Source organism: Streptomyces sp. ISL-87 (assembly GCF_018614095.1).
Classification (GTDB): Bacteria; Actinomycetota; Actinomycetes; order Streptomycetales; family Streptomycetaceae; genus Streptomyces.
The window spans coordinates 16,125-27,989 of the sequence record NZ_JAGGOY010000007.1 but is presented as its reverse complement, the minus strand read 5'-3'; the positions used below and the strand labels follow the sequence as shown (position 1 = coordinate 27,989).

Below are 11,865 nucleotides of genomic sequence, written 5' to 3'. Positions count from 1 at the left end.
CTGTGGATCGGTCACGGCCAAGGGGTGTCCGCGGACACCCCCTAAGCCGACATCGGCCGTTGCACCCTGATCGACTGCAACAGCCCGACGGCCACCCAGACCGCGAACATCGAGGACCCTCCGTAGGACACGAACGGCAGCGGCAGCCCCGCCACCGGCATGATCCCCAGCGTCATCCCGATGTTCTCGAAGGCCTGGAAGGCGAACCAGGCGATGATCCCGGCGCACACGATCGTCCCGTACAGCTCGGTGGTCTCGCGGGCGATCATGCAGGCCCGCCACAGCACCACGCCTAGCAGTACGAGGATCAGCCCGGCCCCAACGAAGCCCAGCTCCTCCCCCGCGACCGTGAAGACGAAGTCGGTCTGCTGCTCCGGCACGAACTGGCCGGTGGTCTGCGAGCCCTTGAAGAGCCCGGAACCGGTCAGTCCGCCGGAACCGATCGCGATGCGCGCCTGATTGGTGTTGTAGCCGACGCCGGCCGGGTCGAGTTCGGGGTTGGCGAAGGCCGCGAACCGGTTGATCTGGTACTCGTCGAGGATGCCGAGCTGCCAGATCAGGATGGCGCCGCCCGCGCCCGAGCCCAGCAGTCCGAGCACCCAGCGGTTGGAGGCGCCGGAGGCCAGCAGTACGCCGAGCACGATGATGACCATGACCATGACGGAGCCGAGGTCGGGCATCAGCATGACGATGCCCATCGGGGCGGCCGCCAGGCACAGCGCCTTGACCACGGTGCGGTGGTCGGGGTGGGTGAGGTCGCCCGCGTCCACCCGGGCCGCCAGCAGCATGGCCATGCCCAGGATGATCGTGATCTTCACGAACTCGGAGGGCTGGAGCGAGAATCCGCCGCCGATCACGATCCACGCGTGGGCGCCGTTGATGGTGGCGCCGAGCGGGGTGAGCACGGCCAGGATCAGCAGGAGCGAGAGCCCGTACAGGATCGGCACCGCACCGCGCAGGGTGCGGTGGCCGAGCCAGATGGTGCCGATCATCAGCACCAGGCCGATGCCGGTGTTCATGGCGTGCCGGAACAGGAAGTAGTACGGGTCGCCCTGGTTCAGGGAGGTCCGGTTGCGGGTCGCCGACCACACCAGCAGGCAGCCGATGCCGGACAGCGCGAGCGCGGACAGCAATATCGGCCAGTCGAGCCGGCGCACCACCGAGTCGCGGGAGGTGAGCCTGGCGATGGGCCCGCGCTGGGGGGTGTAGCGGGATACGGAGAATTTGTTCGCGGTCTGCATCAGTGCATCAGTCCTGCCGCGCGGCGGGCGGTGCGGGCGGACCGGCGAGCGCGGGCGGCGCCGATTCCTCCGGGGACGGGGGTACGTACCGCTTGACGTCGGGGGCGTCGATGGAGCCGTCGGGCTGGATGGTGGGCAGTTTCGCCTCCGGCTTGAGCAGCAGGGCCTTCTTGACGTCCTGCTTGCCGGCCATGTCGAGGCCGTAGATGGCGTTGTAGACGTTGCGGACGGCGGGGCCGGAGGCTCCGGAGCCGGTGCCGCCCTGGGAGATCGTCATCACGATCGTGTAGTCCTCGGTGAATGTGGCGAACCAGGAGGTCGTCTGCTTGCCGTAGACCTCGGCGGTGCCGGTCTTGGCGTGCATCGGGATCTGCTTCTGCGGCCAGCCGCCGAAGCGCCAGGCGGCGGTACCGCGGGTGGCGACACCCTCCAGCGCCCCGACCATCTTCCGCCTGGTGGTCTCGTCCATGGGCAGCCGGCCGTGGGCCTGCGGCTTGATCTCCTCGATCCGCTTGCCGTCGGCGCTGATGACGGCCTTGCCGATGGTGGGGTTCCACATGGTGCCGCCGTTGCAGATGGCCGCGTAGATGGTGGCCATCTGGATCGGGGTGACCAGCGTGTCGCCCTGGCCGATGGAGTAGTTGACGGCGTCACCGGCGCGCAGGAGGTTGCCTTCGAGGCAATTCTCGTAGGCGAGCAGCTCCAGGTAGGTGCCGCCCTTCTTGCCGGTCTTGCACCACGAGTCCTTGTTGGCCGCCCAGAACCGCTGCTTCCACTGGCGGTCGGGGACGCGGCCCTTCTCCTCGCCCGGCAGGTCCACTTGGGTCTCGGCGCCGAGGCCGAAGAGGTGGGCGGTCTTGAAGAAGATGTCTCCCGGGTTCTTCACCGGCTTGAGAGCGCCGTCCTTCAGCCACTGCTGGTGGGCCAGGGCGTAGAAGACGGTGTCGCAGGAGACCTCCAGGGCCTGGCCGAGGGTGATGGAACCGTGGCCCTGGGATTCGAAGTTCTTGAAGACCTGGCCGCCGATGGAGTACGAGCTGGGGCAGGGGTATTCGCCGTCGAACTCGTACCCGGCGTTCACCGCTGCCGTGGTCGGGATGACCTTGAAGATGGAGCCCGGGGCCGCCTGGCCCTGGATCGCCCGGTTCATCAGCGGGACGTTGGATTCCTTGGCGGTGAGCTTGGCGTAGTCCTTGCCGGAGATCCCGCCGACCCAGACGTTCGGGTCGTACGTCGGATTGGAGGCCATCGCCACGACGCGGCCGGTCTTGGATTCCAGGACGACGATGGCGCCGGCGTCGGCCTTGTAGGGGACGCCGGTGTTGCGGTCGATCTGCTTGCGCGCCTCGACCATGGCCGCGTTCAGTTCGTACTCGGCCACGCCCTGGACGCGGGCGTCGATGCTGGTGACGAGGTTGGAACCGGGGACGGCCGGGTCGTTGGCGGCCTGGCCGATGACCCGGCCGAGGTTGTCCACCTCGTAGCGGGTGACGCCGGACTTGCCGCGCAGCTCCTTGTCGTAGGTGCGCTCCAGGCCGAAGCGGCCGACCTGGTCGGAGCGCAGGAAGGGCGAGTTGGTGTCCTTCGCCTTGGTGATCTCCTCGTCGGTGACCGGGGAGAGGTAGCCGAGCACCTGGCCGGTGTTGGCGCCGGCGGGTGCCGGGTAGCGGCGTACGGCGGTGGGCTCGGCGGTGATGCCGGGGAATTCCTCGGGACGCTCGCGGATCTGCAGGGCCTGCTGGGTGGTGGCTTCGGCGGTGACCGGGATGGGCTGGTACGGGGAGCCGTTCCAACAGGGCTTGGGAGTCTGGGAGTCGCAGATGCGGACCTTGTCCCCGACCTCCTGCGGCTTCATGTCCAGCACCACGGCGAGCCGGGCCAGGACGCCCTTGCCTTTGTCCTTTATCTTCATCAGCGCCGTGCGGCTGGCGGAGACGACGAGGCGGGTCTCGTTGTCCGCGAGCGGGACTCCGCGGGCGTCCAGGATCGAGCCGCGCACGGCGGGCTGGACGACCTGCTGGACGTGGTTGTTCTTGGCCTCGTCGGAGTACTCGTCGCCGTTGCGGATCTGGAGGTACCACAGGCGCCCGCCGAGGGTGAACAGCAGTGAGAAGACGAGCACCTGGATGATGACGAGCCGGATCTGCACCCGGGAGGTGCGGCCGGTCTCCGGAATGTTGGTCACGCCCGCTCCCCCTTCACAGCTTCTTGATGCTCTTCACACCTTTTACACCTTTGACTCCTTTGACACCCTTTATCCGGCCGGCCCGGTTTGCCCGCCCGCGTGCGGTCTTCAGCCGCAGGCCGCCGCGCTGGCTGCCGATCCGCAGGCCCGTGCCGCCGGCCAGCCAGCCGGAGGCGACGTCCTTGCCCTGCGGGGCGCCGCCGTTGGCATCGACGGCCATCGGGTCGTTCTCGGCGCGCCGGGCCAGGGCCATGATGAACGGCACGGTGAACGGCGCGAGCAGCAGGTCGTAGAGGGTCGCCGTGAACAGCAGGCCGGACAGGCCCACGTGGCGGGCGGCGGTGTCGCCGACGAGGGCGCCCACGCCGGCGTACAGCAGGGTGGAGCCGATCGCGGCGGCGACGACGGTGAGCATCGGGCCCCAGGCGGAGCGGAACCGCCCGCCGTCGGGCCGGGCCAGGCCGACGAGGTAGCCGATGAGGCACAGCACGAGGGCGTACCGCCCGGCGGCGTGGTCGGCGGGCGGGGCCAGGTCGGCGAGCAGGCCGGCGCCGAACCCGATGAGGGCGCCGCTGAGGTGCCCGTACACGAGGGCGAGGGCGACGACGGTGAGCAGCACCAGGTCGGGCACGGCGCCGGGCAGCTGGAGCCGGCCCAGGATGGTGACCTGGACGACGAGGGCGACCACGACCAGCGTGGCCGAGAGCAGGATCCGGTTGAAGCGCATGACGGTCAGCTCCTACTCGTCGGCCGGCTTGCCGGACACGCTCGCGGACGGGGTGACCGTGACGGTGACCGTCGGGGTGGGCTTGGCGGGCTCGGGCTTGGGCGGCAGGACGGCGTCCCGCGGGTCGTCGCGCGGCGGCATGACCACGACGCCGACGATGTCCAGGCGGGAGAAGCCGACGAAGGGACGGACCCACACGGTGCGGGTGAGGTCGCCGCGGGAGGGGTCGACCTTGACCACCTCGCCGATGGGGACGCCGGGCACGAAGGGCTTGTTGCCGCGCGAGCCGAAGGTGACGAGCCGGTCCCCGGGGTTGATCTTGGCCTTGCCGTTGAGCATCTGGACGGACAGGGCGCGGTCGCCCTGACCGGTGGCGAAGCCGAGTTCGCCGGTCTTCTCCAGGCGGGTGCCGACGGTGAAGTCGGGGTCGTTGGCCAGCACCACGGTGGCGGTGTCCGGGCCGACGGTGGCGACCCGGCCGACGAGGCCGTCGCCGTTGAGGACGGTCATGTCGCGCTCGATGCCGTCCTTGCTGCCGGCGTCGATGGTCACGGTCCAGGAGAAGCCCTGGGCCGCTCCTATGGCGATGACCTCGGCGCCTTTGATGCCGTACTGTCCGGCGCCGGCCCGCTTGAGCATCTCGTCGAGCTCGCGGATCCGGCTGCGGGTCTGGTCGTCGCTGCCCAGCTTGGCTTTCAGGGCCGCGTTCTCGCGCTCCAGGACGGCGATGCGGTTGTGGCGCTCGCCCGAGTCCCGTACCGCCCCTATGGCGTTGGCGACGGGATCGACCGCAGTCGACACGCCCTTCTCGACCGGGCCGAAGACCGCTGCGGCGGCCTGTCGGGCACCGTCGACCGGTGACTCCTCGCCCGTTCTGATGTCCACCGTGATCAGTGCGAACGCGATGGCGATCAGAAGCACCAGGAGCAGCCGGCTCTCTCGTGTGTCCCTCACGTGCGGCGGCCGTGCCTTCCTCGTAGAGATTCGCGCGGCGCGAGCCCGCGCTCCGGTGGAGCCGCGGCTCACACCGGACTGTGCCTGTATATCAACGATCCGCCGCACGGGCTCGGTAGCACCCGTACGGCGGATCCTTGTGTTCCGCATGGCCCCCTGGCAGGGGGTCTTTATCAGCGCCGGGGCTGGGCGTCCAGCACCTGCTGGAGCGCCTCGAACTCCTCCACGCACTTGCCGGAGCCGAGCGCGACGGAGTCGAGCGGGTCCTCGGCGATGTGGATCGGCATGCCGGTCTCGCGGCGCAGCCGCTCGTCGAGGCCGCGCAGCAGGGCGCCGCCGCCGGTCAGGACGATGCCGCGGTCCATGATGTCGCCGGAGAGCTCCGGCGGGCACTTGTCGAGCGTGGTCTTGACCGCGTCGACGATGGCGTTGACCGGCTCCTCGATCGCCTTGCGGACCTCGGCGGCGGAGATGACGACGGTCTTCGGCAGACCGGACACCAGATCCCGGCCGCGGATCTCGGTGTGCTCGTCCTTGTCGAGGTCGTACGCCGACCCGATGGTGATCTTGATCTGCTCGGCGGTCCGCTCGCCGAGGAGGAGCGAGTACTCCTTCTTGATGTGCTGGATGATCGCGTTGTCGAGCTCGTCGCCGGCCACCCGGATGGACTGTGCCGTGACGATTCCGCCGAGGGAAATGACGGCGACCTCGGTGGTGCCGCCGCCGATGTCCACGACCATGTTGCCGGTGGCCTCGTGGACGGGCAGGCCCGAGCCGATGGCGGCGGCCATGGGCTCCTCGATGATGTGCACCTGGCGGGCGCCGGCCTGCGTGGACGCCTCGATGACGGCGCGCCGCTCCACTCCGGTGATGCCGGAGGGTACGCAGACCACGACGCGCGGCCGGGCCAGGTAGCGGCGCTTGTGAATCTTGAGGATGAAGTACCGGAGCATCCGCTCGGTGATCTCGAAGTCGGCGATCACGCCGTCCTTGAGGGGCCGTACGGCGACGATGTTGCCGGGCGTCCGGCCGATCATCTTCTTCGCCTCGGAGCCGACCGCCAGGATGCCACCGGTGTTCGTGTTGATGGCGACCACGGACGGCTCGTTCAGGACGATCCCCCGGCCCCTCACGTACACCAGCGTGTTGGCGGTCCCGAGGTCGATCGCCATGTCACGGCCGATGAACGACATGTTGTTCCCCTTGTTCCCCATGAGGAGCGTCTGGCCTTCCAGTTGATAGCGGCTGCTGTCAGGTCGGCGAGGTGGGTGTGTGGGTGGAGGCCCCATCGTAGTGCCGCAGGTACGGACACCGCGCGACGGGACTCCGGTAATCCCGCCGGAACGGATACCCGCCCCCATAGTGGTGACGTTTTGTCCTGTCCTTGCGTTCCCTCAAGTACCCAGAAATACCGAAGGGCGACCGAAATTACTTCGGTCGCCCCAGGTCATGAGCGCTATTTGGCTGATGTTACGTCAGGAAGGAGTCATCAGAGGGAGGGGAAGAACAGCTTCAGCTCACGCTCGGCGGACTCCTCGGAGTCCGAGGCGTGGATCAGGTTCTCCCGGGTGATGGACCCGAAGTCACCCCGAATGGAGCCGGGCGCCGCGGCGATCGGGTCAGTGGGTCCGGCCAGCTGGCGGACACCCTCGATCACGCGTTCCCCTTCCACGACCAGGACCACGACCGGGCCGCTGGCCATGAAGCCCATGAGGGGCTCGTAGAACGGCTTGCCCTTGTGCTCGCCGTAGTGGGTCTCCAGGGTCTCCTGGTCCAGCGTGCGCAGCTCCAGCGCGGGAACGGTCCAGCCGGCCTTCCGCTCGATACGGCCGATGATCTCGCCGATCAGGCCGCGACGGACGGCGTCGGGCTTGAGGATGACGAGCGTGCGCTGGGTCATGTGGTAACTCCTTGCGGCAAACGGGTGCGGTAGGACGAATCTACAGGGCTGCTACGGGGACCCCGTCACGCAGCGTCAGGGGCAGCGGCCGCCTCGGCCTCGGCCTGGGCGGCCCACCGGGCCTTGATGGCGTCACCCTTGCGGCCGAAGTGCACCGAGGACCACCACAGCCCCGCGAACATCACACCCAGGAAGAACATCGTCGGGACCACGAACCCGCTCGCGATCAGGCCGATCTGCAGCGCCCAGCCGAGCTGCACCGCGCCCGGGCGCGACAGCATCCCGCACAGCAGCACCGCCAGCAGCATGGTCACCCCGCAGACGCTCCAGACCTGGGCCTGGGTCAGATCCGGGTTCTTCATGGCCACCAGGCCCGCGAAGCCGACGATGAAGAATTCACCGATCAGCGTGCTCGCGCAGAGCGTGCGCATCGATCCCTCAGCCCCTCTTGAACAGCAGGCGAGCCTCGCCCACCGTGATCACGGACCCGGTCACCAGGACCCCGGCCCCTCCGTACTCGGCCTCTTCCTCCGCCAGGGTGATCGCCGCCTCCAGGGCGTCGTCCAGCCGCGGCTCCACCTGCACCCGGTCCGGGCCGAAGACCTCGACCGCGATGGCCGCCAGCTCGTCCGCGCCCATGGCCCGGTGGCTGGAGTTCTCCGTGACGACGACCTCCGCGAAGATCGGCTCGAAGGCCTCGAAGACCCCCTTCACGTCCTTGCCGTCGCTCGCGCCCACGACCCCGATCAGCCGGCTGAACCCGAAGGCCTCGGTGACCGCCTCCGCGGTGGCCTGCGCCCCCGCCGGGTTGTGCGCGGCGTCCAGGACCACGGTCGGGCTGCGCCGGACGACCTCCATCCGGCCCGGCGAGGTCACCGAGGCGAAGGCCTTGCGCACGGTGTCCGCGTCCAGCATCCGGGCCTGCTGCCCGCCGATGCCGAAGAAGGCCTCGACCGCCGCCAGGGCCACCGCCGCGTTGTGCGCCATGTGGGCCCCGTACAGCGGCAGGAAGATGCCGTCGTACTCGCCGCCCACACCGCGCAGCGTCAGCATCTGCCCGCCGACCGCCACCTCGCGGGAGACGACGCCGAACTCCATGCCCTCGCGGGCCACGGTCGCGTCGACCTCGACGGCCTTCTTCAACAGCACCTGCGCCGCGTCCACCGGCTGCTGCGCCAGGATGACGGTGGCGTCCTGCTTGATGACGCCGCCCTTCTCCTGGGCGATCTCGGCGGGCGTGGAGCCGAGCCGGTCCGTGTGGTCCAGGCTGATCGGGGTGACCACCGCGACCACGGCGTCGATCACGTTGGTCGCGTCCCAGCTGCCGCCCATGCCGACCTCGACCACGGCCACGTCGACCGGGGCATCCGCGAAGGCCGCGTAGGCCATCCCGGTGAGCACCTCGAAGAAGGACAGCCGGTACTCCTCGGCGGCGTCGACCATCTCCACGTACGGCTTGACGTCGTGGTACGTCTCGATGAAACGCTCGGCGCTGATCGGCGCCCCGTCCAGGCTGATTCGCTCGGTGATCGACTGCACGTGGGGGCTGGTGTAGCGGCCGGTACGCAGCTCGAAGGCGTTCAGCAGCGCCTCGATCATGCGGGCGGTGCTGGTCTTGCCGTTGGTGCCGGTGATGTGGATGGAGGGGTACGCGCGCTGCGGCTCGCCCAGTACGTCCATCAGCGCGGCGATCCGCGCGACGGACGGCTCCAGCTTGGTCTCGCCCCAGCGGGTGGCGAGCTCCTGCTCCACCTCGCGCAGCGCCTTCGCCACCTCCGGATCGGTGGGGACGGCGGGCACCTGGTCGGCCTGCGGGGCTCCGCCGTGTGCGCGCAGGGTGCGGCTGCCGGCCTCGATCACCGCCAGGTCGGGGTCGCGGTCGGACTCTTCGGCCACGATCTGGTCGAACTCGTCGAAGCGGTCATCGTGACTCTCGGGCTGCTGCTCACTCACACGCCCAGTCTACGGACGAGGGCCCGGAGGTCTTCCGGCACGGCCGTTTCAGGACCTTCGGCGTGAAAGTCCACCGGATCGTTATGCAGTCTTGCGGGCAGGAGATCGCGGAACAAATGCCGCAGGCCAGTACGAATGAGCCCCAGTGGGCTCCCCGTGCGCTCCTGCGGCGAAGGCCCCCACACCGGAAACCGACGGTGTGGGGGCCTTCGCCTGTGGCACCCGGCGCTGCCAGGTGCCGGATGCCGTGTGTCAGATGCCGCTAGGCGGCGGGCAGCGCGTCCAGCTGGGCCTGGATCCGGGCGATGTCCGCCTCGGCCTTGGCCAGACGGCCCTTGATCTTGTCCACGACGTTGTCGGGAGCCTTGGCGAGGAACGCCTCGTTGCCCAGCTTGGCCTCGGCCTGCTGCTTCTCCTTCTCGGCGGCGCCGAGGTCCTTGGAGAGCCGCTTGCGCTCGGCGGCCACGTCGATCGTGCCCGACAGGTCCAGCGCGACCGTGGCCCCGGCGACCGGGAGGGTCGCGGTGGCGCTGAAGGAGTCGCCCTCCGGCTGGAGGCGAAGCAGCTGCCGGATGGCCCCCTCGTGCGCCGCCAGCGGCGTACCGGCCAGGTCCAGGCGGGCCGGGACCTTCTGGCCGGGCTGCAGCCCCTGGTCGGCGCGGAAGCGGCGGACCTCGGTGACGACCGCCTGGAGGTTCTCGATCTCGGCCTCGGCGGCCTCGTCGCGGAAACCGCTGTCCTTCGGCCACTCGGCGATGACCACGGACTCACGGCCGGTCAGCGTGGTCCACAGCGTCTCGGTGACGAAGGGGACCACCGGGTGCAGCAGCCGCAGGGTGGTGTCCAGGACCTCGCCCAGGACCCGGCCGGAGACCTTGGCGCCCTCGCCGCCCGCGAAGAACGTCGTCTTCGACAGCTCGACGTACCAGTCGAAGACCTCGTCCCACGCGAAGTGGTAGAGGGAGTCCGACAGCTTCGAGAACTGGTAGTCCTCGTAGAACGCGTCGACCTCGGCCACGGTCTTGTTGAGCCGCGACAGGATCCACCGGTCGGTCGCCGACATCTGCTCGGGGGCCGGCAGCTCGCCCTCGATCGTGGCGCCGTTCATCAGCGCGAAGCGGGTGGCGTTCCAGATCTTGTTGGCGAAGTTCCGGGAAGCCTGGACCCAGTCCTCGCCGATCGGGACGTCGACGCCCGGGTTGGCGCCGCGCGCCAGGGTGAAGCGGACCGCGTCGGAACCGTACTTGTCCATCCAGTCCAGCGGGTTGACCGCGTTGCCGAAGGACTTGGACATCTTCTTGCCGCGCTCGTCGCGGACCATGCCGTGCAGGGCGATGGTGTGGAACGGCGGGGTGCCGTCCATCGCGTAGAGCCCGAACATCATCATCCGGGCGACCCAGAAGAAGAGGATGTCGTAGCCCGTGACCAGGACGGAGTTCGGGTAGAACTTCGCCAGGCTCTCGGTCTGCCGCGGCCAGCCGAGCGTGGAGAACGGCCACAGGCCGGAGGAGAACCAGGTGTCCAGGACGTCCGTGTCCTGGGTCCAGCCCTCGCCGCTCGGCGGCTGCTCGTCCGGGCCGACGCAGACGATCTCGCCGTTCGGGCCGTACCAGACCGGGATGCGGTGACCCCACCACAGCTGGCGCGAGATGCACCAGTCGTGGAGGTTGTCGACCCAGTCGAAGTACCGCTTCTCCATCTCCTGCGGGTGGATCTTGACCTTGCCGTCGCGGACCGCGTCACCGGCGGCCTTGGCGAGCGGGCCGACCTTGACCCACCACTGCATGGACAGGCGCGGCTCGATGGTGGTCTTGCAGCGCGAGCAGTGGCCGACCGAGTGCGTGTACGGGCGCTTCTCGGCGACGATCCGGCCGTCGGCGCGCAGCGCCCCGACGATGGCGGAGCGGGCCTCCAGCCGGTCCAGGCCCTGGAAGGGGCCGTGGGCGGTGATGATCGCGTGCTCGTCCATGACGGCGAGGTTCGGCAGGTTGTGGCGCTGGCCGATCTCGAAGTCGTTCGGGTCGTGCGCCGGGGTCACCTTGACGGCGCCGGTGCCGAACTCGGGGTCGACGTGCTCGTCGGCGACGACCGGGATGCGGCGGCCGGTGAGCGGCAGCTCGATCTCGGTGCCGACGAGGTGCTTGTAGCGCTCGTCCTCGGGGTGGACGGCGACGGCCGTGTCACCCAGCATCGTCTCGGCGCGGGTCGTCGCGACGACGATGGAGGCGTCGCCCTCGCCGTACCGGATCGAGACGAGCTCGCCGTCGTCGTCCTGGTACTCGACCTCGATGTCGGAGATGGCCGTCAGGCAGCGCGGGCACCAGTTGATGATGCGCTCGGCGCGGTAGATCAGCTCGTCGTCGTAGAGCTTCTTGAAGATGGTCTGGACGGCCTCGGAGAGTCCCTCGTCCATGGTGAAGCGCTCGCGCGACCAGTCGACGCCGTCGCCGAGACGGCGCATCTGGCCGGAGATCTGCCCGCCGGACTCGCCCTTCCACTGCCAGACGCGCTCGACGAACGCCTCACGGCCCAGGTCGTGGCGGGACTTGCCCTCCTTGGCGAGCTCGCGCTCGACGACGTTCTGGGTGGCGATGCCCGCGTGGTCCATGCCGGGCTGCCACAGGGTCTCGTAGCCCTGCATGCGCTTGCGGCGGGTGAGGGCGTCGATCAGCGTGTGCTCGAAGGCGTGCCCCAGGTGGAGGCTTCCGGTGACGTTCGGCGGCGGGATGACGATGGTGTACGGAGGCTTCTCGCTCTTCTCATCCGCCTCGAAGTACCCACGCTCTACCCAACGCTCGTAGAGCTTCCCCTCTACCTCGGCCGGCGCGTACTGGGTCGGCAGTTCGGAGTTGGGGCTGCTGGGTGTCTGCGTGTTCTCGGTCACGGGCCACAGTTTAGAGCGGTA

Annotated in this window: 9 protein-coding genes; all 9 read right to left on the bottom strand. The window is 69.2% G+C overall.

Going from position 1 to position 11,865, the window contains the following annotated elements:
* Positions 1-41: 41 nt before the first annotated feature.
* Positions 42-1,241 carry a rod shape-determining protein RodA gene (gene rodA, locus J7I97_RS01675; RefSeq protein WP_214930520.1) on the bottom strand — a complete coding sequence of 400 codons (1,200 nt, stop codon included), beginning with the start codon at positions 1,239-1,241 and terminating at the stop codon, positions 42-44.
* Positions 1,242-1,248: 7 nt separating this feature from the next.
* A complete protein-coding gene (gene mrdA, locus J7I97_RS01670; protein WP_214930519.1) occupies positions 1,249-3,426 on the bottom strand; it encodes a penicillin-binding protein 2 in 2,178 nt (725 codons plus the stop codon).
* A 13-nt stretch (positions 3,427-3,439) separates the two neighbouring features.
* Positions 3,440-4,153: a rod shape-determining protein MreD gene (gene mreD / locus J7I97_RS01665; protein WP_214930518.1), complete on the bottom strand. Its 714-nt coding sequence runs from the start codon at positions 4,151-4,153 to the stop codon at positions 3,440-3,442.
* Positions 4,154-4,165: 12 nt separating this feature from the next.
* Positions 4,166-5,107 (bottom strand): rod shape-determining protein MreC, encoded by a 942-nt coding sequence (gene mreC, locus J7I97_RS01660; RefSeq protein WP_214930517.1) that lies wholly within the window; start codon positions 5,105-5,107, stop codon positions 4,166-4,168.
* Between the two features lie 173 nt (positions 5,108-5,280).
* A complete protein-coding gene (locus J7I97_RS01655; protein ID WP_008738981.1) occupies positions 5,281-6,300 on the bottom strand; it encodes a rod shape-determining protein in 1,020 nt (339 codons plus the stop codon).
* A gap of 296 nt (positions 6,301-6,596) precedes the next feature.
* A complete protein-coding gene (gene ndk, locus J7I97_RS01650; RefSeq protein WP_214930516.1) occupies positions 6,597-7,007 on the bottom strand; it encodes a nucleoside-diphosphate kinase in 411 nt (136 codons plus the stop codon).
* Between the two features lie 65 nt (positions 7,008-7,072).
* Positions 7,073-7,438, bottom strand: a complete 366-nt coding sequence (locus J7I97_RS01645) for a DUF4233 domain-containing protein (RefSeq protein ID WP_214930515.1) — start codon at positions 7,436-7,438, stop codon at positions 7,073-7,075.
* 7 nt (positions 7,439-7,445) lie between these two features.
* Positions 7,446-8,960: a folylpolyglutamate synthase/dihydrofolate synthase family protein gene (locus tag J7I97_RS01640; protein WP_214930514.1), complete on the bottom strand. Its 1,515-nt coding sequence runs from the start codon at positions 8,958-8,960 to the stop codon at positions 7,446-7,448.
* A gap of 262 nt (positions 8,961-9,222) precedes the next feature.
* Positions 9,223-11,844 carry a valine--tRNA ligase gene (locus J7I97_RS01635; protein WP_214930513.1) on the bottom strand — a complete coding sequence of 874 codons (2,622 nt, stop codon included), beginning with the start codon at positions 11,842-11,844 and terminating at the stop codon, positions 9,223-9,225.
* Between the last annotated feature and the right edge of the window lie 21 nt (positions 11,845-11,865).

Bases quoted from the DNA above. Each gene is read 5' to 3' on its own strand.
- ndk (WP_214930516.1), bottom strand. From the start codon at position 7,007: ATGACCCAGCGCACGCTCGTCATCCTCAAGCCCGACGCCGTCCGTCGC.
- J7I97_RS01655 (WP_008738981.1), bottom strand. From the start codon at position 6,300: ATGTCGTTCATCGGCCGTGACATGGCGATCGACCTCGGGACCGCCAAC.
- mreD (WP_214930518.1), bottom strand. From the start codon at position 4,153: ATGCGCTTCAACCGGATCCTGCTCTCGGCCACGCTGGTCGTGGTCGCC.
- rodA (WP_214930520.1), bottom strand. From the start codon at position 1,241: ATGCAGACCGCGAACAAATTCTCCGTATCCCGCTACACCCCCCAGCGC.
- J7I97_RS01645 (WP_214930515.1), bottom strand. From the start codon at position 7,438: ATGCGCACGCTCTGCGCGAGCACGCTGATCGGTGAATTCTTCATCGTC.